Raw genomic sequence first — 24436 nt, forward strand, 5'->3', positions numbered from 1 at the left:
GACGGCGCAGGGTCTTGACTTATCAAATCATAGCCGTTATATTGACCAATGGATAAAATAAACAAGATTATTGACCAGACGATCCTGAGACCGGATGCGACGAGTGAAGATATCAGGATGTTTCTGAAAGACTTTGCAGAATACGGTTTCTATGCCGCGGTCGTCAATCCCTGTTGGGTTCCGAGCGTTGTCAACAACCTTCCTGAGGGCATCAAGGTCTGCAGTGTCGTCGGGTTTCCTTTTGGCGCCTCGACCACTCGGGCCAAAGTGTATGCGGCCGAGGACCTGGTCAGAATGGGATGTGATGAGATTGATATGGTCATGAATATCGGCAGGTTCAAGGAGAAAGATTTCAAGTATGCCGGAAAAGAGATAAAGATGGTCAATGATGCCTGTTCGGGCAGGATCCTCAAGGTGATCATCGAAACGTGTTTGCTGACCAGGGATGAAAAAATAGCGGCGGCGAACCTCATCAGGGAAAGCGGGGCGCATTTTGTCAAGACATCGACCGGCTATTCTCGTGGGGGCGCTGAAGTCGAGGACGTTGAGTTATTACGTTCGGTTGTCGGTCCTGATTTTGGCGTGAAGGCATCGGGTGGCATCCGGACCTTTGAACAGGCCCGGACCTTCATTGCAGCCGGAGCCAGTCGTCTTGGCACATCAAGCGGTGTGGCGATCGTTCAGGGAGCGATTCAGGCAGCAGACCTGGACCGGTGATTTAAGCTAATACACACGATATTTAGAGATTTTATCAAATGCATTAAAGAAAATTCTCTCTGGCTCGTTTAAGAAATAAATCCTGAAATATCGGAACTTTTCCAAATGACCCCTTGACAAATCACGATTTTTCAATATAATTAGGTGACACACAACGAATACCCTGAAAGGAGGTGCCAATTTAATGACAAAAGTCACAGTTTACGATGGTGAATCTTTTGACAATGCCTTGCGTCGTTTCCGTAAGTCAGTGGAGCGAGCCGGTATCTTGAGGGACGTCAAGCGACATGAAGTGTACGAAAAACCGAGTGAAAAACGTAAGAGACGTCTTATTTCGGCGCGTAAGAAGGAATGGAAGCGACAAAGGGAGGAGATATAAGCCGAACCCATGCCGAGGATGTTTTAGAACTGCCTAAGATCCTCAAATCACTCTCCAATTTCTGTTGTACCGACCCAGGCAAGAGAAGGGCGCAAGATTTATGCCCTCTGAATACGCGGGAGGCGGTTGAATCCGAGTTGGAGAAAGTCCAGAAAATAGAGCGAACAGGAGAATCGGCCGATTTTTCCGTGCCGTTTGAGCCTGGAGAGTTAAAGACCCGGGTGAAAACAGAGGTTTTCCTCTCCCTTGAGGATTTTTTTCATTTGAGGAGATTTTTCAGTTCTGTTCATGCTTTGCAGAGGAAGTTCAAGTCCAGCCAGCTGCAGGAGTTCTTTGCCGGTCTGCACGACCATAGCACCCTGCAGCGCGAACTGGATGCACGGATCGATGACACCGGGGCAATAAAGGACGATGCGAGCCCCAAACTCGCGCAAATCCGCAACAGTAAGAAACGCGTAAACCAGCGGTTGCGGGAGTTTCTTAACGGCATGCTCAGAGCCCAGCCAAACATGTTCACTGAAAGCATGGTCGTGGAGCGGGCGGGCCATTTCGTACTCCCGGTGAGATGCAATTTCAAAAAGCAGGTCAGGGGAATAATCCATTCTTTTTCTAACTCAGGTGAGACGGTGTTCATTGAGCCTGAGGCCGTTGCTGAGGATGCAGCCCTTCTTATGGAACTTGACGAGGAAGAGCGCATTGAGATCGAGGTGATCCTTCGACACCTTACCGATTCGGTACGCGATAACATAGGTACCATCGAAAATGATATTGAGTCTGTCGTAAGCCTGGACCTGCTTTTCGCCAAGGTCCGGTTTGCCAGAGAGTTGCATGCCAACCGTCCTGTTTTTGACAAGCGGCTGCGCATTTTGAATGCTTTTCATCCGGTGCTCAAGCGCATTAACGAGCGGGTGGTACCCCTCGATCTCCAGTTGAATTCAGGCAAGCGCGTGCTGCTCATTTCAGGCCCGAATGCAGGCGGTAAGACGGTTGTGCTCAAGACAGTTGGTCTTGCCGCGTTGATGGCAAAGTGCGGTCTTTTCATTGCTGCTGATGAGGGTAGTTCGCTGCCTTTCTTTGATGAGATCTACGCCGATATTGGTGATGAACAGAGCATTGAATCACAGCTGTCCACTTTTGCTGCACATCTGAAACAGATCAAGACCGCACTCGAAGGCAATGGCAATGCACTGGTGCTGCTCGACGAACTGATGAGCCAGACCTCGGTGGAAGAGGGCTCGGCATTGGCTTCTGCGGTCCTTGATGAATTGAGCAAGGCAGAAAACGTGGTTCTGGCCACGACGCATAATGAGAATCTTAAGATATTTGTCAGCAACCGAGCCGATATGCTCAATGCCGGGATGGAGTATACTGACCGGCCAACGTACCGGCTCATTCTTGGCGTACCCCAGCCTAGCAATGCACTGCGCTTGGCGCGTACCCTCGGGATCAAGGAAGTCGTTTTGGATAGGGCATCGTCTTACCTTGATGAGGATAAAGTCTCTTTGAACAAACTCTTTGAGGATCTTTCAAGAGAACACAAGATTGTTGAGGAAGAGCGTAAGAAATTGGCCGACCTCGTAGTGAGTTATGAGACGAAGCTCTCTGCATTCAATGCCAAGAAAAAGCAGGAATCTGATGAGATGAGGACAAAGTACCGGAATGAATTGAAGAAGGCAAAGAGAGACATAGAACGGTTGATAAAAACGCTGAGGAAGGAAGGTCCAAAGCCGGACATGATACGGAAGACGCGTGACTTCTTCAACGACAAGATAGATAACGAAAGACATGCTGCTCCGTATCACCCTGGTGTCGGTGAATTGGTGAGGATAAGGGAGCTCCAAAGGATCGGCCAGGTTGTTGCCGAAAGGGGTGGCAAGTACAAGATAAGTCTGGAGAATATTTATTACTGGGTAGAGCCAACCGACATTGAATCGCTGAGAGAAAAGGGAGAAGCGCGGAATTGATCGAACAAGAGAAGATAGAAGAGATTAAGCGCCAGACCGATATTGTCGATGTCGTGGGCAGATACGTGCAATTGAAGAAAATGGGGAAGAATTACCGCGGTCTCTGTCCGTTTCACAGCGAAAAGAATCCATCATTCTACGTAAATCCCGAAAAGGGTATCTATTATTGTTTCGGCTGCAAAAAGGGCGGTAACGCCATCAATTTCTTGATGGAATATGAAAAACTCGATTTCCCCGACGCAATTAAACGGCTGGCTGCGAATTTGGGTATCGAGATCGATACTACAAAGGGACTGAGATACAAGGAACTATACGAAGCGAATGAACAGGCCTGCCAGTTCTATGTTCAGTGTTTATCGAGAGACATTGGCCGTCGAGGCCAGGAATACTTGGTCAGAAGGAACATACAGCTGGACAAACTCCAGGATTTCCGTATCGGATATGCTCCGGCATCGGGTGGCCTCACAACGTTCATGAGACAGAAAGGTTTTTCTGGCGCACGCCTCCAGCAGGCCGGGCTCATATCGACGAATCGGGAGCATTTCCGAGACCGCCTCATTTTTCCCATATTCAATCTCTCGGGACGGATAATCGGTTTTGGCGGACGCGGTATCGACGACCATATCCAGCCGAAGTATCTGAACTCTCCGGAAACACCGATATTCAAAAAGGGTGAGGGTCTTTACGGCCTCTTTCAGTCCAGGGAGCAGATAAGGTCAACGGGTGAAGTGATGCTCGTCGAGGGTTATTTCGATTTGCTCAGTGTTTATCAGCATGGGTTTGACAATATATGCGCACCCCTGGGGACTTCACTGACGGAACAACAAGCACTGCTCCTTTCGCGTTTCGCCCGCAAGGGGATAATACTTTTTGACGGCGACCTATCAGGGATAAAAGCCGCCCTTCGTGCTATCGGCCTACTCATCGACGCACAGGTCGATGTTTTTGTGGTTCTCCTGCCCGAGGACTCGGACCCGGATACCTACATCAATGTCAATGGTGCCGAATCACTGCGCGAATTGGTCGGGAACGCCGTCGATTTCTTCCATTTTTACAAAGGTGTCGTGAAGACCGATACTGTTGCGCAAGAGGTCGGATTGATAAAGGATTTGATCCAGATCATCGGGCGAATCAAAGACCCGATACGGTACGACCGCTATTTGAAATATGCCGCCCATGTTTTTGATATCCCGGTCGAGACGATACAGAAAGAGATTGAGGGCAAACCCAAAGCACCGAAGCGACCGGTCCAGACTACCAGGGTTTCTCAAGAAGAAGAGCTCCTGGCGATGATTTTGAGCGGTTACGAGCATTTTGCGTTGGTTAAGAAATATTTGAAACCAGATGATTTTGTCGAAGATGGGACTAAAAGGTTGTACAAGAAACTGTTGAAAGATGAGAATTTTGACATCACTGATTTGTCAGAAATCGTTGATGAGACTCTGAGAGAAAAACTGCTGGCCGGGATAATGCGGGGCGAACCAGTATCCAGGGAAAGTATACTGGGAGCAATAAAGAGGTACAAAGGTCAGATCATGGAAAAGAGGCTTATCGTGAAACAGAACGAAGCCTACAAGCGCGGCGATGAAGCGGCGGGGGAACAATATAACAGGGAACTTCTGGCATTGAAGAGAGAATTGTTGAATATCAATGCTGAAGAAACCGCTGACGGCGAGCAGTGAGGTGTCGGTAAACATATTTTGTTATGATTGGTCAAAATAGTGTTCAGAAAGGGAGATTATGAAAGTCAAAAAAGAGCTTTTGAAGACGAAGGATTCTACGAAAATAATTGAAAAGGCAAAATCTGAAGGGAGCATTTCGCTCAATGAGGTCGATAAACTCATTCCAGAAGGCGCGACGGCCAAAGATATCGACCAGATCCTTGATACGCTGTCAAATTACGGCATTACTATTGTGCAGGAAGGAAAGGAGCATGTTGGACGTCGACGCCCGAAGACCACGCTAAGACCGGAAGAGCCGATTCGCGCATATTTCAAAGAACTTGCCAAGTATGATCTTCTGACCAAGGAGGAGGAATACGAGCTCGCGGTGAAGATCGAAACGGGTTATCGCATGATCGAACGGCAATTCTTGCCTTACCCGTGCACAATCAACAAATTGATCGAAGTGTGCAAGCAGGTCGAGAATTGCCATCGTAGCCTTGATCAGATCTCCAGGGTCGAAATTGAAGCCATGATGGACAAACGTGCTTTCTGGGCCGAGCGGCAACGATTTGTGCGACGGGTAAAATCGATTGAGCGAGATTATAACTCACTGCTTCAACTCTATAGAAAGACAAAGCGCGACAAATCCAAGACCCTGGGGTGGCGGATTTTCGAGAAGGAAGAAAGAATATTGCGCAAGGTCAATGTTCTTTCACTACAACATGCCGTGGTCAATGCTGCGATCCTGGAATTCAAGGAGAATATTGAGCGTCTGGGAAAAGTGGTCCGCACCCTGCCCAGGCTACGAAATCCGGATGAGATAAAACAGTTTAAGAAGGACAAGAAGCTGCTCACGGCGACGCTGGGTGGTGATCATGATCATCTTTATGAGACTTCGCGGATCGTCCAGGCATGGGAAGATTTGATAAATCGTGCACGCCAACGTATGATCGAAGGTAACATGCGTCTGGTCATATCGATCGCCAAGAAATACGTCAACCGGGGATTGGAATTTGCCGATCTCGTTGGCGAGGGTAATAACGGTCTGATAAAGGCGGTTGAGAAATTCGATTACCGTAAGGGATATAAATTCTCGACGTATGCCACGTGGTGGATCCGCCAGGCAATAACACGTGCGATAGGTGACCAGGCGCGAACGGTCAGGGTACCTGCTCATATTCTGGATACGATGAACAAGGTCGCGCGTGCACAGCGTGATATGATTCAGGACCTGGGGAGGGATCCGACCGTTGAGGAGATTGCAGCCCGTTTGGATATACCAACTGATAAGGTGAGAATGGCACACAACATCGCGTTGATACCGATTTCCCTTGACAAGCCCATTGATGACGAAGAGTCAAGTTTTGTTGGTGATTTCATCAGTGATCCAATGGGTGATTCGCCATCACGGCGTGCTGCGATTTCAATTCTCAAAGATCGTTTTAATGATATACTAAGGGATCTGCCAAAAAGGGAAGAGAAAATCATCCGTCTGCGTTTCGGTCTCAACGATGGTTTGCCCAGGACTCTTGAAGAGGTAGGCAGGATGTTCAACATAACACGCGAGAGAGTCAGGCAGATCGAAGCAAAAGCGTTGAAGAAACTGCGCCACCCGACACGATTGCGCAAGCTTCAGATGTATAAAGACCTGATCAATTGATCGGGGACAGGCTTTTTTCCTTTCGCTTTGGCATTGTGTTTCGGAGCACTCTTCTATGTGCATCAAAGTCGCTTGACATGGTTGTGATTCTGTATATAATTGCTCCATGAAAAGGTCAATAAGCGTCCTAAAGAACATCCGTAAGTCAACTAAGAGGCGGGTCGTCAACCGTAACAAGAAGAAGAAGTTAAAAGAAGCTCTCAAGAAAATAAGAAAGGTCAGTACAAAGAAATCCGCCATGAAGGCCTATCCTGGAGTCCAGGCGATCATTGATAAGTCAGTTCAGGATAGGATCATTACTAAGAATACGGCTGCGCGACATAAGGCGCAGTTGATGAAACATATAAGCACCCTTAAATAACCTCAGGGGTCAGACCTGGCTCCAAGTTCAAGGGAATATTTTCCCTACGCATTTGTATTTTATTTCAGAAGGAGGTTAGAATGAAAAAGACCATACTCATCATCATAATAATAGTGACTTCACTCGGTATCGTTTCAGGAGTGAACCTGGACCGGCAGCCCGATGTCCTTCGCATCGAAGTTCCGATTGAGGACATGAAGGGAACGTTTGGCAGGATTGACGTCGATATTGTCGATATTAATGATGAAGTGATCGGCGATGCCTATAAATATGTGTACATTGCCGCAGATTACTACTCAGTGACTTTCAAGGTAGAATTGAGAAAAGAACCGCGTGATAGGGATTTGCTGCGGGTCGCGGTGAAATTCAAGGGGGAAGAGAACATTTATTCTTTATACCAACTCGAGGACCGGATGATAGTGCAGGTTCTGGGCCAGAACGAATTCATCCGCGGCATGCCGGTCAATTACCGGATTATCGTGCACAATCAGAGAAATAGTGCTCCTATTGATGGCGCCCGCGTGAAAGTGACCATGAAGACCAGCGCAAAAGAAAAAGTGGTTTTCGAGGGCATGACAGACCGGGCTGGTTCGTGCGAGACGAATTTCAAGCTGCCTGAGGATGTGAATGAGGCAGATCTTCGTTTCGACGTAGCGTCCGCTTATGGCAAGGATCAGTACGATGTGAGCGTCCGCGTATTGAGTGGTAACATGACCTACCTGGTGACCGACAAACCCGTGTATCAACCTGGTCAGACTATTCATATGAGATCACTATCTCTGCGCCGTCCAGACCTGAACCCAGTGGATGGGGCCGTTGTTCTTTTCGAGGTTGAAGATAGCAAGGGCAACAAGGTCTACAAAGAGGAGATCAAAACAGATGACTTCGGTGTCGCGTATTCCAAATTCGTTCTTGCCGATGAAGTCAATTTCGGAGATTACACGATAAGAACAGTTCTCGAGAGCGATAAAGTGGAGAAGATAGTCAACGTCAAGAAATATGTCTTACCGAAGTTCAAAATCGAACTGACGACGGAGAAGGATTACTACATGCCAGGCGAGCAGATTACGGGTGATATAGTGGCAGAATATTTTTTTGGCAAACCAGTTGTTGAAGGAAAAGTAAGGATCACAACCTACAAGTTCGACATCGGTTTCCAACAAGAATCTGTGGTTGAGGGCCGTACCGACGAGGAAGGACGTTACCACTTCACCTACCGTTTGCCTGATTACTTCGTCGGCCAACCACTGGAACAGGGAGACGCCTTTGTACGCCTCGATGTTGAGGTAATCGACCCGGCGAATCACAGCGAAAAGATTTCAGCGAAGAAGAAGATTGTCGATGATGTCATTAGCCTTGCTGTCATACCCGAGGGCGGTTTCTTGCGACCGAATCTCGAGAACCGTGTGTATGTTCTCGCAACATATCCTGATGGTACACCTTGTTTTGCCAAGATACAGTTGCTTGCTGGTACCCGGCGATTCGATGCTCGAACCGACGCCTATGGAATTGCCGAATTCAGTATAACCCCGCGTGAAGCGAAAACGCTGATCGAGGTCAAAGCAACTGATGACAAGGGCGAGACCGCTGGTATTGAAAGAACTTTTGAATTGGATACGGCTCAGGATCAGCTCATAATAAGGATGGCTCGTGGCATATACAGTGTCGGTGAGGCACTCGATCTAACCTTCCTGACCACCAAGCGGTCAGGGCGCGTCTATTTTGACGTCATCAAAGACAACCAGACGGTCATGACAAAGTCCGTTGACATCAGGAATTACAGAGGACGGTACAAGTTGAACCTGACTCCGGAACTCAGCGGTTCGATCTGGCTACATGCATACATCGTTACCCGGGCAAGTGATATAGTGCGTGATACACGTTTCTGCTATGTCAATGCAGCCGATGACCTGCATATCAAAGTGAGCAAGAGCCAGGAAGAATATGCTCCAGGTCAGGACGGTGAGATAGTATTCACCGTGACCGGTCAGGATGGCCGCCCGAGGATCGCTGCCTTGTGCGTCGCGGTAGTCGATGAGGCGGTCTTCGCCGTGTCTGAACTTCAACCGGGTCTGGAAAAGGTATACTTCAAACTTGAAGAAGAGATAATGAAGCCGCGTTATGAAATACACGGTTTCACACCGGTCAGCATTGTGGAGATGAAGGCGAGGGAAGCGCGGGCCGAGAATGTGATGTTTTCGACCCTCGTTCCCAGGGATCACTATCCGGTAAGTTACACCACGCCCCAACTCGTTACCGAGAAGATACAGGAGGCGTTCTACACAAAACTAGAAGGGGTCAGATTCAAGATATATGAAGCGCAGACCGAGTATTTCCAGAAGCACGGCGAGTATCCGAGAAGCGAAGATGCCATTGGTTTGTTCATAAAAGAAGGCATGCTGCAGGAGGAGGAAATTCTTGATCCTTGGGGCAGGAGGTACCATGTACGCTCGCCTGAAGAATATTTTCAGTACTTTACCATTGCTTCGGCCGGACCAGATGGCATTATCGACAATGATGATGATGTAAACGAAATGATGTGGGACGAGGGAATTCTGTTCGCCGAGGAGATGGATGCAATGATGCCGGCAGCGGCAGGTGTACACAGCCGTATGGCCTTGCAAGCCAAGAAATCGGAGACGAGCATCCAACAGCCGGAGAAGGAACCGCGGGTGCGTGAATTCTTCCCGGAGACCTTCGTGTTTGAACCGGCGCTCATCACCGATTATGACGGTACGGCAAGGCTCAGTGTGACCATGCCTGATGCAATAACGACCTGGCGCATAACGACGTTTGCCTCGTCTTCACGCGGTGAGCTGGGCTCGGTCCTCGCTCAGCTGCGGGTATTTCAGGATTTCTTTGTCGACGTTGACCTACCGGTTGCTTTGACCGAAGGTGACGAGATCTCAATACCGGTTGCCCTCTACAACTATCTGCCCAGGGATCAGGAGATCAGATTGGTGCTGCAGAACGAGGATTGGTTCGATATCCTTGAAGGGTCCGAAATCGTCAGGCAGCTCGCGAGGGATGAGGTTAGCGTTGTGTATTTCCCGATCCGGGTCAAGAAACTGGGTTACCATTCGATTCTGGTGAGGGCCTACGGTGAGGTGAAATCTGACGCGATTAAACGCAACGTCGCCGTCCTGCCGGACGGGAAACTCTACGAAGGTATTGTCTCAGACCGGCTTATGGACCGGGTGGTGAAAAAGATCTCATTTCCTGCGAACTCGATCGAAGGAGCTAACTGGTTGGGTTTGAAGATTTTCCCGGGTATTTTTTCACAGGTCGTTGAGGGTCTCGATAAATTATTGGGGGTGCCGTTTGGCTGCTTTGAACAGACAACATCGGTTACCTATCCCAACATACTTATCCTCAACTATCTCGGGCAGACCGGACAGATCAAGCCGGAGACCGAAATGACGGCTGAAGAATACATCAGTCTGGGTTATCAGCGCCTCGTGACGTTTGAAGTGCAGGGTGGAGGTTTTTCCTGGTTTGGTGATGCACCTGCGAACAAGATATTGACTGCTTATGGTTTGATGGAATTCAACGATATGGCTCGTGTATACGACATTGACCAGCGAATCATAGACCGCACGGCTCAATGGTTGAAGAGCCAGCAGAACAAAGATGGTTCCTGGTCGCCAGATGCTCAGTACCTGCATGCTGAATCATGGGGGAACATTCAGAAAAACGAGATTTTACCGACCGCGTATATCTGCTGGGCACTCGGTGAGATCGGTGAACGCGGTACTGCGGTGCAGAATGGACTAAACTATTTAAAAAAGAACTTGAATGCTGTCAAGGATCCCTATATGCTTGCGCTCGTTGCGAATGCGTTCGTTTCCGTTGAACCGAATTCGGCCACCACGCTCGACATATTGAAACGCCTCATAGGCATGGCCAAAAGGGATCAAGATGCGGTCTACTGGGAATCGGGTATGGCTTCAATAACTTTCACACGCGGTATTGGGGCAGATATTGAGGCGACCGGACTCGCCGCGTACGCGTTGATAAGGTCCGGTAAGTACACGGACGTCGTAAGCGAGGCATTGACCTATCTGATCCGCGCCAAGGACAAATCGGGTATATGGTACACAACGCAGGGCACGATCATCGCGTTGCGTGCGTTCGTTGCTGCATTGGGCAGCACGAGCGAGGATGTTGATGCTCAGCTGACAATTATTGTCAACGGGCAGAAAGTCTCGGAATTCAGGGTGGATAGAAGCAATGCTGATCTCATGCACCAGGTAGATTTGGGCGGAAATATCGGCGCTCAGAACACCATCGAGGTCGTTGTAAAAGGAGAAGGTAGTTTCCTCTACGAGATCGTGAGTAGGTACTACCTGCCGTGGGAAATCGTACCCAAAGGTGACAATCCTCCTTTTGTTATCGACGTAAAGTATGACCGCACAGATCTCCGTATAAATGATATCGTCGATGTCGATGTCGATGCCAAATTGACCCGGCCAGGTCGCGCCCAGATGGTGATGGTTGATCTTGGGATTCCTCCTGGTTTTGAGGTTCTGACGCCGACCCTCGATGAACTCGTGGGCAAGAAGATACAGAAATACAGCATCACGCCGCGACAGATCATCATTTATCTTGATGAGGTTGTATTCGGTTCACCGGTCAAGATATCATATCAGCTCCAGGCAAAATACCCTATTCGTGCCAAAGTGCGGGCTTCACAGGTTTACGAATACTATAATATCGAAGATGGAGCATTCAAGCCGCCCATTGAAATACAAGTTGCCATGTAACAGGGAGATAAGAGGGGCCGAGCCTGTTTAGTCGGCCCCTCCATATTTTCCTTGACGCCACGCAATATCTAGATATAATTGAGGAATGGGTTTTTGCGTTAGCGGAGTGTGCGACGCATATTTTATGTTGGTTACAATCAAAGGATATATAAAAGGACGAAGACTATGAGAAATTACGAAGCAATGTTCATTTTTCATCCAGATTTACCTGATGAGAAACTGGAACAGAGCGTCCAGGCGGTCGAAAAAATCATCAAGGATAATACGCAGGGCCAGTTGAAGACCGAAAACCTGGGCAAGAAGACACTTGCCTATCCGATCAGAAAATTGAACGAAGGATACTACGTGAATTATGTCTTTGAGGCACAACCTGTCGCTATCAACAAAGTCAAGGAAGAATTAAAACACAGCGAAGATATTTTACGTTTCATTATCTTTGTAAAGGATTCAAAAAAATGAGCGATCTTCGATTAGGATATCTTAACTCGGTTCAGCTGATCGGAAGGCTGGTTGCTGATCCTGAATTACGTTATACGCAGAAGGGCGCGCCGGTTTGTGATTTTCGTATTGCCTCGAGCCGGCGATACAAGAATCGAGAGACCGGCGAGCAGCAGGAGGAGACATTATTCATCAACGTTGTTGCGTGGCGGCGGCAGGCCGAACTGGCAAATGATTTTCTGAAAAAAGGTAGTGCGGTTCTGATCGAAGGCAGACTTCGATCGCGCCAATGGGAGTCGGCTCAGGGAGAGAAACGTTCGGCGATCGAGGTTGTCGCGCGCCGTATTCAGTTCCTTGATCTGCCGCAAGCAGGCACAACGACGGAACCAACGTCCGAGTCGGAGGAAGATTTCAAGGACGATGGTGCGGTTGATACGCCGTTCTAATGCGAAAGGAGAGAAATGCGGAAGAGATGTCGTTTCTGTAAGGAACATATTGACGAGATCAACTACAAAGATACATCGGTATTGAAGGGTTTTATCAATGAGCGTGGCAAAATATTGTCATCAAGGATCACCGGTGTGTGCTCTTTTCACCAGCGCAGGCTTTCTCAGGCCATCAAGAGGGCACGCGAGATCGCTTTACTGCCGTACGAGACAAGATGAAAGTAATACTCCTTAAACCAATGGATAGAGTCGGTAAGCCCTTTGACGTGGTCGAGGTCAGGGATGGCTATGCGCGGAACTATCTCATTCCCAGAAAAATCGCCATGGAAGCCACCCCTGGTAATCTAAGAGGCCTGGAAAAATCCAAGAAGAGATTCTCTAAACAGATGGACAAGATTCGATTGCTGAGTATGGATCTTGCCGAGCGGATAAACAATCTTTCGGTGAAAACCACGATCAAGACAGGCATGGATGGGAAGGCATTCGGCAGTGTCACGTCCGCTGACCTTGCATCGCTGCTGCAGGCCGAGGGGGTCGAGGTCGACAAGAAAGATATCATGCTGAAAGAACCCTTGAAGCAACCGGGGGTCTATGACATAAAGGTCCACCTTGGAGAGAATATAGAAGCGGTATTCAAGCTGGCACTGTTAGAAGAAGAGGTGTAGAATTCTCGAGGTTTTCGTAAACGCGGTCATCGAAGACCAGCAATGGCACACTTATGTAGTACTCCTGAAGGAAAAATTCGGCGAACGAACTCTACCAATATGGATCGGCGAGAGCGAGGCAATGGCAATAGCCTTGACCCTGGAGGGGGTGAAACCCAAGCGCCCGTTGACACATGACCTGTTGAAGTCGATCCTCGATGCATTCCAGGCAAAGGTATCGAAGATCGGTATCGTTGATCTAAGGGAAGAAACATACTATGCAAAAATATTTGTCGAACTTGATTCAAAAGTCTTCGCGATCGACGCCCGTCCTTCCGACTCGATCGCCCTTGCACTGCGCACAAAGAGCAGCATATGGGTCAACGACGACATAATAAACCACAACGGCATTGTTCTGCAGGGCGATAAGACGGTGGACGAGTTGAAGAGGCGCCTGCGCAACACTAAACCCGAGTCGTTTGGTGAGATCGATTTCAATAAGTAGCATCAGATAGAGATTTGAAAATCAGAAAAAACATCATCGACCTCGGTATTCTATCGGCTACCGAGCGAAAGATGGTCAACGAAATACTCCAGATCAAAGAAAGGGAAGTTAACAAGGTGATGATACCAAAGAATGAGGTCATTTCCTTGTCATACGATACGCAGCTCCATGAGGTGGTTGCGACATACAAGAAACACCATTACTCCAGGTACCCGATCTACTTTGACAATCTCGACCAGATGGTTGGTATTCTTCACATAAAGGATATTATTTCCTTCTGGAATGATTTTCGGGACTATCCCGTTGTCGAATTCGTCCGTTTGCCGCACTTCGTATACGAGGACAAATCCGCTTTGAGTGTTTTCCTGGAATTGCAGAGGCTGAGATTATCACTTGCGGTCGTGATCGACGAATTCGGCGGTGTCTCAGGGATCATCACGGTCGAGGACCTGATCGAGGAGATCGTCGGGGACATCGAGGATGAATTCGATAAGAAGAAGAAGCCTCTGTTAGAGAAGATATCCGACAGTGAGTATTATTTGAATACCAGGATGGAAATAGACGACTTCGCAGAGAAGTTCGGTGTATCCATAGATGAAGATGATGTTTCGACAGTCGGTGGTTTGATCATTAAGTATGCCGACCGGATACCAAGGGTGGGCGAGGAGATCGAGTACAGGAATTTCACATTCAAGATAATCGAAGCAACCCGCAGGAAGATAAGCAAGGTCCGACTCAAGATACGCTGAGTCTTCGACTCATCGATTACGCATCTCTCCCGCGTCATTGCGAGGAGTGAAGCGACGAACCAATCTCGGTTTCATCATATTTCACCCTCACCTTTTTCCTTTCCCATCAAGGGGGAGGACTCGAAGGAATGGTATTTCTCGTCAAGGGAGGGGATTGATATAGGAACAGGCATTCAGAAAGGACCCAACGTCATTTGTCTGCAGCTTGCATGTGCCATTGTAACAATCTTGTTTTGTCAACGGCACTGACGCAATTAACGGTAATAACGATCCCAACGTTTTTTTTATTTGTTTCGATCATTTGTGCTTTGAGTTTTGGTATTGTTTCGTATTTCGATATTCGGATTTCCTCGCAGAAAATGTGGCAATTCTTATACGGTGAATGTTCTAGGTATGCAGGCTTTCGTAGATACGCTTCGCAATATTCGTCCCGATACCTGGTACTTTAGCTATCTCTGTTTCGCTTGCCTTACGTAAAGCCTCGACACTACCGAAGTATTTCAGTATCATCAGTTTACGAAATTTGCCGACACCGCTGATACTGTCGAGCAATGATTTCGTTACCTGCTTGCCGCGCAACTTACGGTGGTAGCCGATCGCGAAGCGGTGTGCTTCATCGCGCAGCCTCTTGAGCAAGTAGAAGCCTTTTGAGGTCGGGGGTATGGAAATAGTATTTCCGCCTGTGTTGAAGAGCTCGTCGCTGCGCTTGGCCAGGGCAAAGGTTGGAATTTCCGTATCTAATTCTTTTATAACGCGCAGGGCTGAGCTGAGTTGTCCCTTGCCGCCGTCAATGAGCAAGAGACCTGGTTTGGTTTTGCGCCGTTTCAAGCCCTTGAGCCGGCGGCTGACGATCTGTTTGATCATGGCAAAATCATCCTGGCCGGCAATCCTTTTTATGCGGTATCTTCGATAGTACTGCTTGTATGGTTTGCCATCTTTGAATGCTACAGAGGAACCTACCGCGAACTTATTCCCCAGATTTGAAACATCAAATCCTTCGATCCAGCGTGGCGGAGTATCCAGATGCAGTGTTTCCTGTATTTCGATGAGTGCCGGCGAGATGGATGAGTGTGCCAATTTCGTCGATATTTCATGCTCGGCATTCTTCACAGCCCATTTCAAGAGGGTTTTGCTCTCACCCCTGGGATTGACCATTAGCCGCACTGTGAATCCCTTCTTTTCAAACCATCTCTGCTGGATATCCCAGTCGTCTGGCATGGACGCGATTATGATTTGCTCGGGCAGAAAGGAGATGTGAGTATATATTAATCTGATGAAAGCGCTTGCGACCTCTTCGCTGCTGCTCTGGGGGTTGATCTTCAGATCGTATATTTCCTTGGAGAGCAGTCTGTTCTCGCGTATCCTGAACAAACATGCTACGCAATGGAAACGGGTGCGCGCCGTGCCGATAATATCCCTGCTGATATTATCTTCGGTCACTATCTGCTGACGTTGCGATATTTTGCGGATCGCGAATAACTGATCCCGTAATGTCCTGGCAGCTTCGAAATTTTCAGAGTCGGCATGTGACCACATTTGTTTTTCGATGGTCTTTTCGAGTTCATTTGAATTGCCGCGCAGGAACTTTATTCCTTTTTTTACTAAAGCCGCGTACTCGGATTTTGTGATGCTATCGGTGCAGGGAGCGCTGCACCTGCCGAGATAGAATTCAAGGCAGGCACGTGAATATTTCCTGGAAAGGTCTTTGGTGCAGGAGACCAGCTTGAATATCCGGCATAAAGCATCGCGCGTTCTGCGAAGCGCCCGGGCATTCGCATAGGGGCCGAAGACAAGGGAACCGTCGTCGGTCAGGTCGCGCGTGAACAGAATGCGCGGGAAATCTTCGTTGATAGTGACCTTGAGATAAGGGAATTTCTTGTCGTCCTTAAGACGAATATTGTATTTCGGCTTGTGCATTTTTATCAAGGATTCTTCAAGGGTGAGTGCTTCGACATCGGAATTTGTCACGATCGTGTCGATGTCAAGGACCTGCTTTATGATGCTTGAATTGATGTAGGATGTCAGTCGGTTTCTCAGGTTAGCAGCCTTACCGATATATATTACTTTGTTTCTTCTATCCTTGAAGAGATATACACCTGGTAAAAGTGGTGCGTGAGCGATCTTTTCTTTCGGTGGATTTTTCATTATGTGGCGAGCAGCATATGGTGCTCGCAGCTTATCAGCGAAAACGCGGAGCTTCCGGCAGCAAGTTTATCCCTTGACCACGCCCAACGGTCTCATGCGAGCGACTTTGCGCGATATGCCTGCCTGATGCACGGCATCAACGACCATATCTATATCCTTATACGCTTCGGGTACTTCCTCTCTCAGCACCTCGCTGCTTGCGGACAGAACATAAATGCCTTTTTCCGCGAGCTCTTTGCTGATGCTCCGGCCGCGTGTTCTGTCCAGTGCTTTGGTCCGGGACATCACCCGGCCCGCACCGTGGCAGGTCGAACCAAAGGTTTCTTTCATTGCCAGGTCTGTTCCGAGCAGGAGATATGAATTTGTGCCCATGTCGCCAGGTATGAGCACGGGCTGGCCAATGCCCTTGTATGCGTCAGGCACTTCTTCATGCCCTGCCGGGAATGCCCGTGTTGCACCTTTCCGGTGTATGCATAATTCCTTTGTTTGGCCACCGACTACGTGTTTTTCGAACTTGGCGATATTGTGGGCCACGTCATAGATCAGATGCATGCTCAGCGCTTCTGATGATTTACCGAGCACTTTTTCAAATGATTCTCTGACCCAGTGCATTATGCATTGGCGATTTGCCCACGCGTAATTCGCCGCACACGCCATCTGTGCAAAATAGGATTTTCCTTCAGGTGATGTTATCGGAGCGCATGCCAGCTGCCGGTCAGGGATCTGTATTCCATACTCATGAGTGGTTCGGCCGAGTATTTTGACGTTGTCATCACATACCTGATAGCCAAGACCGCGCGAACCGGTGTGTATCATAACGGTTATTTGACCGACATCATCGATGCCCATGGTTTTTGCGGCTTCCCGGTCATAGATATCCTGCACGACCTGTATTTCGAGAAAATGATTTCCAGCGCCAAGCGTGCCGAGCTGGGGCCTTCCCCGCTGGAGCGCTCGTTTAGACACCATGTCCGGATTTGCGCCCGCTAGCGCACCGCGCGCCTCGATATGGTCGATGTCCTCTTCCCATCCATAACCCTTTTTCAATGCCCATTGCGCACCGTGAATCAGCACGTCCTTGACTTCGCGTTCGTCGATTCGGATCTTGCCGGTTGAGCCAACGCCGGAAGGAACGTTGTTAAATAAAGCGTGAACCAGTTCCTTGATCTTGCCCTTTATTTCTTTGTCGGTGAGGTCAGTACGCAGCAGGCGTACGCCGCAATTGATATCATAACCTACGCCACCGGGTGAAATAATACCCGTGTCGATTTCAAAAGCCGCGACACCGCCGATCGGGAATCCATAACCCCAGTGGATGTCCGGCATGGCCATCGCGCATCCGACAATACCCGGTAGAGTGGCAACATTTGCCACTTGTTCTGGAGCCTGGTCAGAGACTATCTGCGGCAGCATTCTTTCTGAAGCGTAGATCAACCCGTCAGTTTTCATTCCGGATTTATAACTGCGAGGAATTTTGTATCTATAATTATCGATCTTTTCCAGCTTGCCTTGCCAGGACATGTACAGCCTCCTTCCTATTATGATTATAAAGCATTTGCTGGAATTGTCAATTGTACGCGTAACCAAAAGACGTATTCGTTGTTCGTAAATCGTATTCGCAACCATGATGGAGTGACCCGCAAAACACGAGTACGAGCCGCGAAAAACGAATACGTTTTTATTTTTATCCAGCGACACATTAAATATTGACAAGTTCCCATATGTATGTATACTTCTATTTTAGAATGCAGGATACAATCCTTGTCCTTGAGGATGGAACAGTCTTCAAAGGCAGGGGTTTTTTTGTCGGCGGAGAGGTTTTTGGCGAGGTGGTTTTTAACACGTCAATGACCGGGTATGAAGAGGCATTCACCGACCCGTCATATGCAGGTCAGATACTCGTCATGACCTATCCGCTTATTGGTAATTACGGATTTCACAAGAGACATCGTGAGTCAGAGAAGACTCAAATTAGAGGGCTCGTTGTCAAAGAGCCCTATTTTTTTTCAACCCGTGGAACGCGTATGGCGCGTTTCCTCAAAGCAGAACGTTTGCCGTGTCTATATGACATAGACACGCGTGCGTTGACGCTGAAGATCAGAAATCGCGGCACGATGAAAGGGATGCTCGTCGGCAATGCACAAAATGTCGACATCCCTCAATTGGCCAGCAGGATCCAGCAGACTCCACACCCTGACAAAGAGAATCTTGTTGCCAGTGTTTCATGCAAGAATGCGACAATACACAGAAGCCGCGGCAGGAAGAAAGTCGTTTTGATCGACTGCGGTGTTAAGAAGAGCATTGTCGATAACCTGCTACGCTACGCTACAGTTATCCAGGTACCATATGACGTTGATATGAAAACAATAGATGAATTTCATCCCGATGCGGTCGTCATATCCAACGGACCGGGTAATCCTGAGCATCCTGACATCATGGGTTCCACTGTCAGGACGATAAAGAATACGCTGGAGAAATATCCTACTCTTGGAATATGCCTGGGGAATCAGCTATTGAGTATCGCACTCGGCTTCAAGACCTACAAAATGAAGTTCGGCCACCGCGGCAGCAATCATGGTGTGAAAGATCTTGCGAGCAACAAGGTGTACATAACATCTCAGAACCACGGATATGCGATCAAGGAAGAGGATATCCCTGAAGTCCGGATATCCTGGATGAACGTCAACGATCACACAATCGAGGGCATCCGGCACAAGAGATTACCAGTATCCTCTGTTCAATTTCATCCAGAGGCAGGTCCTGGTCCTTATGATACCACGTTCATTTTCCGGGATTTTCTAAATGCCTAAACGCAAAGATATCAAGAAGTTGATGATAATCGGTTCGGGGCCGATCGTTATCGGTCAGGCCGCGGAATTTGATTTCTCGGGCTCGCAGGCGAGCAGGTCGTTGAGGGAGGAAGGCTATCAGACGGTGGTCGTGAATTCCAACCCGGCAACGATCCAGACCGATTCTCAAATTGCTGACGTTATTTACATCGAGCCTTTGAATATCGAAACTCTGGCTAAGATAATCGAGATCGAGAGACCGGATGGTTTGCTGCCAAGCTTTGGCGGCCAGACAGCCTTGAACCTTTCGTTCCGTCTTGCACAGGAAGGGATACTGGACAGATATGGTATCGAACTCCTGGGGTCGGATCGGGAAACGATCGAGGCGGCCGAGAACCGGGAGAGTTTTCGCAGATTGATGTCCGAACTCGATGAGCCGATCCCCCAGAGCGTGGCATGTCACAGCATTGAGCAAATAAGAGAAGCCATGCTCACGCTGTCATACCCAGTCCTGGTCCGCCCCGCGTACACTTTGGGTGGCACCGGAAGCGGCGTTGCATACAACTGGCAGGAGCTTCAGGAAGTCGCCAGTGCCGGGATCAGGCAGTCGCAGATCGGGCAGGTGCTCATCGAGGAAAGTGTATTGGGCTGGAAAGAATTCGAGTACGAGGTCATGCGCGATGGCAATGATAACTGCATTACGATTTGTAGTATGGAAAACTTGAATCCAATGGGTGTGCATACGGGTGAGAGCATAGTCTTTGCGCCGGTCCAGACCTTGACCGATAAGGAAAACCAGATTCTCAGAAGTGTGAGTCTGAAGATCATAAGAGCGCTCAAGATCTGCGGAGGGTGTAATATCCAATTCGCAGTGGACCAAAAACGCTGGGCTTACCGCATCATTGAAGTGAACCCCCGGGTATCTCGCTCATCGGCACTGGCATCGAAGGCGACGGGGTATCCCATCGCCCGGGTCAGCGCCAAGATCGCGGTGGGCATGAACCTTGATGAGATCCCGAACGCGGTGACCAAGAAAACAACGGCGGCATTTGAGCCCGCACTCGATTACGTTATCGCCAAGATACCGCGCTGGCCTTTCGACAAATTCCCGACTGTCGACCGACGCATAACCACGCAGATGAAATCGACCGGTGAAGTGATGGCGATCGGCAGCACCATTGAGGAAGCAATGCTCAAAGCGATAAGATCGCTGGAAATAAATCAAATGGGACTAGAACCCGAGGCGATCAAAGAACACGAGCTCATACAGCAACTCGAAGAACCCACCGACCGTTTGCTTTTCTGTATCGCAGAATCATTGCGCAGGGGCTACACGGTCAAGAAGATCTCTGAACTCAGCAAGGTTGATCCCTTTTTCATTACCAAGATCGCGAATATTATTAACGTCGAAAGGAGATTGCAGAAATGTCCCCTGGATCCTGAACTGCTGAGTGACGCAAAGAGATTTGGTTTTGCAGATGATGAGATCGGCCGTATCTTGAGTAAACCGGCCGAAGAAATCAGGGCACTTCGTGAATCGCTGGGCATAGTGCCGCGCTTCAATATGGTCGACACTTGCGCCGGAGAATTCGAAGCGGTAACACCGTATTACTATTCCACGTATATGGCGACGGGTGGTATCAGAACCCGTGAAAAGAGCAAACGGCGCATTCTCATTATCGGCTCAGGACCGATTCGGATCGGCCAGGGCATTGAGTTTGACTACTGCTGCGTGCACGCTGCGCTTGCACTCAAGGATGCCGGGTTCGAGGCGATAATGATGAACAATAACCCGGAGACGGTTTCGACCGATTTTGATGTATCGAGCCGCCTCTATTTTGAGCCACTCGTGTTTGAGGATGTTTTGAATGTTATTGAGCGGGAAAGGCCCGGTGGTGTCATTCTGCAGTTCGGCGGCCAGACTTCAATAAATCTGGCGATTCCTCTGGCCGAGTTGATCACGAGCGGCAAGTTGGATGTTGAAATCCTGGGGACGCAGCCAATTGATATACACCGCGCCGAAGACCGGGAGCAATTTTCAACCCTCTTGGGGAGTATGGGAATCAAGCAGCCGCCTTTCGGAACAGGCTATACTTTCAACGATGTGAAGAACGTTGCCGCTTCCATAGGCTATCCGGTCATCGTACGCCCCAGTTATGTGCTGGGCGGACGTGCTATGGAGATCGTCTATGAAGAACGTGGGCTCGAGCAATACATGGACGCGGCGGTGCGCGTTTCAAGAAAACATCCCGTTCTCGTCGACAAGTACGTGGCCAATGCAACTGAGGTCGACGTTGACGCGATCTGTGATGGTGAGGAGGTCTTCATCGGCGGTGTCATGGAACATATCGAACAGGCAGGCGTGCACTCGGGCGATTCGTATTGCGTGATTCCGCCAAGAACGCTATCAGATGACAGGGTATACAAAATAGAGAGCACAACGAGGGATATCGCGCGTTCGCTAAACACCAGGGGATTGATCAATATTCAGTTCGCAGTGCAGAATGGCGAGATCTATGTGCTCGAAGCAAATCCACGCGCCTCGAGGACAATTCCTTTTGTCTCCAAAACGATTGGCGTTCCGCTCGCAAAACTCGCAACGTTGATCTTGATCGGGCAGAGTATAGAAGATCTCAGACGGTCACGTGTTCTGCCGAATCTTGCCAGACGTAGATTCGTTTCTGTAAAGGGCCCGGTATTCCCGTTCAAGAAACTGACTGGCGTCGATCCGATCCTTGGTCCGGAGATGAAATCGACCGGTGAGGTCATGGCAATCGACCGGACCTTTGGCGCCGCATATTACAAGGCGATACTGAGCGATGAGAGGTTCAGTAACAAGGGAACGGTCTACGTCACGGTACGTGATGATGATAAACCCAGGATACTCGAGCTGGTGAGATCATTCGCTGAACTTGGTTTCAAATTCGTGGCGACCCGGGGGACGGCGGATTATCTTCGCCAACACGGAATCGAAGTCCAGACGGTATACCGCATCAGCGAACATAAATCACCGAACGCTGTGGATCTGATGCGCCAGCGGAGCATTGATCTTATCATCAATACACCAAGCATGACCCACAGTGCAAAACGTGACGGCTATGCGATGAGGCGTTTGGCAGTAGAACTCGGTATCCCGTTCATTACCGCGCTGACGTCGGCCGAGGCTGAGGTGGAGGCAATAAAGTTCGCGCAGCGGCACAGCCTTGTCACCCGCCCCTTGCATGAATACCACAACCGTCCAGGTTGAGCAGAAGAACCGATTCCCTGCTGAATTCTGAATTGTACTACTCACGATGATGCCATTTGTTGACACATATGACATCTCGTCTATAATCGTTAAGGAGGTTTCATGAACGCTATTTTCCTCGCGATCATTGCCTTTATTGTTTTTCTGTTCGGCTATCTATTCTACGGGCGCGTGTTGAGCCGACTGTTCGATGTCGATCCACGGCAGAAGACACCCGCTCATTCATTGTATGACGGTCGTGATTACGTGCCAGCGAAGCATTGGATGATACTCTTCGGCCATCATTTCGCGTCGATCGCAGGCGCCGGTCCAATTCTCGGTCCAGTCATCGCGGTTGTGATCTGGGGATGGGGTCCAGCAGTGCTTTGGATTTTTTTGGGTTCGATATTTGTGGGCGGAGTACATGATTTCTCTAGTCTGATGATATCGATAAGGGAAAAGGGGAAATCGATCGCCACCGTTTCCGAACATGTGCTCAGCCGGCGTGCAAAGATTTTCTTTTCAATATTCTTGTGGTTAACCCTCGTGCTTGTTATCGCGGTGTTTGCTGCTTCCGCGGCGAAGACCTTGAGTACTACACCCCAGGTGGTTATCCCGACATTCGGCCTTATTATTGTCGCCTCCGTTGTCGGGATCCTGACCTACAGACTCAACTTCAACCTGATTGTATCAACCACCATCGGCATCGTTCTGCTCTTTGGCTTGATCATAGCCGGTTATCACTTGCCGATCAACGCTTCATTCCATTTCTGGCTCTTCTGCCTTTTGGGTTATGCTTTCATCGCTTCAGTATTACCGGTCAATATCCTTTTGCAGCCAAGAGATTACATAGCCAGTTTTGTGCTCTTCTTCGGTCTTTCGGTCGGCTATGTGGGTTTGTTCATAGTGCATCCTCAGATAAAAGCACCTCTGGTAATTCAGTGGCATGGGGCGCAGGGTGGTCTCTGGCCTATGATGTTTGTCGTTATTGCCTGCGGTGCTATATCGGGATTCCACTCACTGGTTGCCAGCGGCACGACCGCAAAGCAGCTGTCCAATGAGAGGGACGCAAAAAAAATAGGCTATGGCGCAATGCTCGCCGAGGGCCTTTTGGCCATACTCGCCGTGGTGGCAGTTGCGGCAGGGCTTTATTGGAAGGGCGGTCCATCGGGCCTCGTGTATCCAGACCTGATGAGAGGAGGCAACTGGATCGGCACGTTCGGTGCCGGTTATGGTGAGATCGCCAAACCGATATTGGGCGCGTTCGGCATGTTGATCGGTATTACCATGCTCAAGACGTTCATCATGACAACGCTCGATTCGGCGACAAGAATAACGCGCTATATCAGCGAAGAACTGTTCGGCGAGACTTTAGGAATCAGCATCTTCAGAAATTGCTACTTCAATACCTTCGTGGTCATAATTGCTGCATTATGGTTATCGCTGGGCTCCTGGCAGTCCATCTGGCCCGTATTCGGCGCGGCGAATCAGCTCGTTGCATCGCTTGCCCTTTTTGTAGTTACGGCATGGCTGTTAAGCCGAAACAAACCTGTCAAACACGCTTTATATCCGGCACTTTTTATGCTTTTTACAACCGTCGCAGCGCTCCTTTACCAATTACTTCAGTTCATCAATCAGGGCAAATATGGATTGGCTCTCGTCGCGGTCTTACTGCTGGTCCTATCGCTGTTCATGCTGGTGGAGGCGATACAGGTTGTACGGCACCGGCACAAGCGCGCCAAGTCATAGAAATTGCGCTGAATTGATTGAAATTGAATGTTCTCTTGCTGGGTCAATCTTGACATAGATATTTTTTTGTATAGAATCATTCATTGAGCCAGGGTAGCTCAGTTGGTAGAGCACCGGACTGAAAATCCGGGTGTCCGCAGTTCGATTCTGCGCCCTGGCATTTTTTGTCATACGGGAAACGCAGAAGTCACAAGATTTTCTTGACATTTTAGCGGATTTTAGTAAAATATTGTATAT

General features: G+C 49.0%; 18 protein-coding genes and 1 tRNA gene. 17 read left to right on the forward strand and 2 right to left on the reverse strand.

Annotated features, from left to right (window positions below; translation table 11 throughout):
* Window positions 1–48: 48 nt before the first annotated feature.
* The 13 genes from deoC (at window position 49) to OEV79_07445 (ending at window position 14290) form a co-directional block, all read left to right on the forward strand.
* Window positions 49–717 carry a deoxyribose-phosphate aldolase gene (deoC, locus tag OEV79_07385; protein ID MDH4211256.1) on the forward strand — a complete coding sequence of 223 codons (669 nt, stop codon included), beginning with the start codon at window positions 49–51 and terminating at the stop codon, window positions 715–717.
* A 184-nt stretch (window positions 718–901) separates the two neighbouring features.
* The gene (rpsU, locus tag OEV79_07390; protein MDH4211257.1) at window positions 902–1096 is read left to right on the forward strand and encodes a 30S ribosomal protein S21; all 195 of its coding nucleotides are present in this window, start codon (window positions 902–904) and stop codon (window positions 1094–1096) included.
* A complete protein-coding gene (locus OEV79_07395; GenBank protein ID MDH4211258.1) occupies window positions 1069–3060 on the forward strand; it encodes a hypothetical protein in 1992 nt (663 codons plus the stop codon). The genes rpsU and OEV79_07395 overlap by 28 nt, the downstream gene beginning before the upstream one ends.
* Entirely contained in the window at window positions 3057–4742 is a 1686-nt protein-coding gene (gene dnaG / locus OEV79_07400) for a DNA primase (protein MDH4211259.1), read from the forward strand. The genes OEV79_07395 and dnaG overlap by 4 nt, the downstream gene beginning before the upstream one ends.
* 58 nt (window positions 4743–4800) lie before the next feature.
* The gene (locus OEV79_07405) at window positions 4801–6384 is read left to right on the forward strand and encodes a sigma-70 family RNA polymerase sigma factor (GenBank protein MDH4211260.1); all 1584 of its coding nucleotides are present in this window, start codon (window positions 4801–4803) and stop codon (window positions 6382–6384) included.
* 106 nt (window positions 6385–6490) lie between these two features.
* On the forward strand, window positions 6491–6745 hold the full coding sequence (gene rpsT / locus OEV79_07410; protein ID MDH4211261.1) for a 30S ribosomal protein S20: 255 nt from the start codon (window positions 6491–6493) through the stop codon (window positions 6743–6745).
* A gap of 80 nt (window positions 6746–6825) precedes the next feature.
* On the forward strand, window positions 6826–11508 hold the full coding sequence (locus OEV79_07415; protein MDH4211262.1) for an MG2 domain-containing protein: 4683 nt from the start codon (window positions 6826–6828) through the stop codon (window positions 11506–11508).
* 165 nt (window positions 11509–11673) lie between these two features.
* A complete protein-coding gene (gene rpsF, locus OEV79_07420; GenBank protein ID MDH4211263.1) occupies window positions 11674–11967 on the forward strand; it encodes a 30S ribosomal protein S6 in 294 nt (97 codons plus the stop codon).
* Window positions 11964–12392 carry a single-stranded DNA-binding protein gene (ssb, locus tag OEV79_07425; protein MDH4211264.1) on the forward strand — a complete coding sequence of 143 codons (429 nt, stop codon included), beginning with the start codon at window positions 11964–11966 and terminating at the stop codon, window positions 12390–12392. Before rpsF ends, ssb begins: the two co-directional genes overlap by 4 nt.
* 15 nt (window positions 12393–12407) lie before the next feature.
* Entirely contained in the window at window positions 12408–12611 is a 204-nt protein-coding gene (rpsR, locus tag OEV79_07430) for a 30S ribosomal protein S18 (protein MDH4211265.1), read from the forward strand.
* Window positions 12608–13057, forward strand: coding sequence for a 50S ribosomal protein L9 (gene rplI / locus OEV79_07435; protein MDH4211266.1), 450 nt, complete (start codon window positions 12608–12610; stop codon window positions 13055–13057). The genes rpsR and rplI overlap by 4 nt, the downstream gene beginning before the upstream one ends.
* Window positions 13058–13121: 64 nt before the next feature.
* Window positions 13122–13541: a bifunctional nuclease family protein gene (locus tag OEV79_07440; protein ID MDH4211267.1), complete on the forward strand. Its 420-nt coding sequence runs from the start codon at window positions 13122–13124 to the stop codon at window positions 13539–13541.
* A gap of 14 nt (window positions 13542–13555) precedes the next feature.
* On the forward strand, window positions 13556–14290 hold the full coding sequence (locus tag OEV79_07445; protein ID MDH4211268.1) for a hemolysin family protein: 735 nt from the start codon (window positions 13556–13558) through the stop codon (window positions 14288–14290).
* 387 nt (window positions 14291–14677) lie between these two features.
* Here OEV79_07445 and uvrC read toward each other — a convergent pair whose 3' ends face one another.
* On the reverse strand, window positions 14678–16435 hold the full coding sequence (gene uvrC, locus OEV79_07450) for an excinuclease ABC subunit UvrC (protein MDH4211269.1): 1758 nt from the start codon (window positions 16433–16435) through the stop codon (window positions 14678–14680).
* Window positions 16436–16501: 66 nt separating this feature from the next.
* Entirely contained in the window at window positions 16502–17956 is a 1455-nt protein-coding gene (locus OEV79_07455) for an RtcB family protein (GenBank protein ID MDH4211270.1), read from the reverse strand.
* 224 nt (window positions 17957–18180) lie between these two features.
* Between OEV79_07455 and carA the strand changes: the two genes are divergently transcribed.
* From carA to OEV79_07475, 4 genes are all read left to right on the forward strand, one after another.
* Window positions 18181–19245: a glutamine-hydrolyzing carbamoyl-phosphate synthase small subunit gene (gene carA / locus OEV79_07460; GenBank protein MDH4211271.1), complete on the forward strand. Its 1065-nt coding sequence runs from the start codon at window positions 18181–18183 to the stop codon at window positions 19243–19245.
* On the forward strand, window positions 19238–22471 hold the full coding sequence (gene carB / locus OEV79_07465; GenBank protein ID MDH4211272.1) for a carbamoyl-phosphate synthase large subunit: 3234 nt from the start codon (window positions 19238–19240) through the stop codon (window positions 22469–22471). Before carA ends, carB begins: the two co-directional genes overlap by 8 nt.
* Before the next feature lie 102 nt (window positions 22472–22573).
* On the forward strand, window positions 22574–24199 hold the full coding sequence (locus tag OEV79_07470; GenBank protein MDH4211273.1) for a carbon starvation protein A: 1626 nt from the start codon (window positions 22574–22576) through the stop codon (window positions 24197–24199).
* Between the two features lie 87 nt (window positions 24200–24286).
* Window positions 24287–24359: transfer RNA gene (locus OEV79_07475), tRNA-Phe, on the forward strand.
* Window positions 24360–24436 lie beyond the last annotated feature (77 nt).

Source organism: candidate division WOR-3 bacterium (assembly GCA_029858255.1).
Classification (GTDB): domain Bacteria; phylum Hydrothermota; class Tepidihabitantia; order SM23-42; family SM23-42; genus SM23-42.

Excerpts from the sequence above, each read along its gene's own strand:
- uvrC (MDH4211269.1), bottom strand. The coding sequence starts at position 16,435 with ATGAAAAATCCACCGAAAGAAAAGATCGCTCACGCACCACTTTTACCA.
- carB (MDH4211272.1), top strand. The coding sequence starts at position 19,238 with ATGCCTAAACGCAAAGATATCAAGAAGTTGATGATAATCGGTTCGGGG.
- rpsR (MDH4211265.1), top strand. The coding sequence starts at position 12,408 with ATGCGGAAGAGATGTCGTTTCTGTAAGGAACATATTGACGAGATCAAC.
- rpsT (MDH4211261.1), top strand. The coding sequence starts at position 6,491 with ATGAAAAGGTCAATAAGCGTCCTAAAGAACATCCGTAAGTCAACTAAG.
- OEV79_07395 (MDH4211258.1), top strand. The coding sequence starts at position 1,069 with ATGGAAGCGACAAAGGGAGGAGATATAAGCCGAACCCATGCCGAGGAT.
- carA (MDH4211271.1), top strand. The coding sequence starts at position 18,181 with ATGCAGGATACAATCCTTGTCCTTGAGGATGGAACAGTCTTCAAAGGC.
- OEV79_07415 (MDH4211262.1), top strand. The coding sequence starts at position 6,826 with ATGAAAAAGACCATACTCATCATCATAATAATAGTGACTTCACTCGGT.
- rpsU (MDH4211257.1), top strand. The coding sequence starts at position 902 with ATGACAAAAGTCACAGTTTACGATGGTGAATCTTTTGACAATGCCTTG.
- ssb (MDH4211264.1), top strand. The coding sequence starts at position 11,964 with ATGAGCGATCTTCGATTAGGATATCTTAACTCGGTTCAGCTGATCGGA.
- OEV79_07470 (MDH4211273.1), top strand. The coding sequence starts at position 22,574 with ATGAACGCTATTTTCCTCGCGATCATTGCCTTTATTGTTTTTCTGTTC.
- OEV79_07405 (MDH4211260.1), top strand. The coding sequence starts at position 4,801 with ATGAAAGTCAAAAAAGAGCTTTTGAAGACGAAGGATTCTACGAAAATA.
- rplI (MDH4211266.1), top strand. The coding sequence starts at position 12,608 with ATGAAAGTAATACTCCTTAAACCAATGGATAGAGTCGGTAAGCCCTTT.
- rpsF (MDH4211263.1), top strand. The coding sequence starts at position 11,674 with ATGAGAAATTACGAAGCAATGTTCATTTTTCATCCAGATTTACCTGAT.
- deoC (MDH4211256.1), top strand. The coding sequence starts at position 49 with ATGGATAAAATAAACAAGATTATTGACCAGACGATCCTGAGACCGGAT.
- OEV79_07455 (MDH4211270.1), bottom strand. The coding sequence starts at position 17,956 with ATGTCCTGGCAAGGCAAGCTGGAAAAGATCGATAATTATAGATACAAA.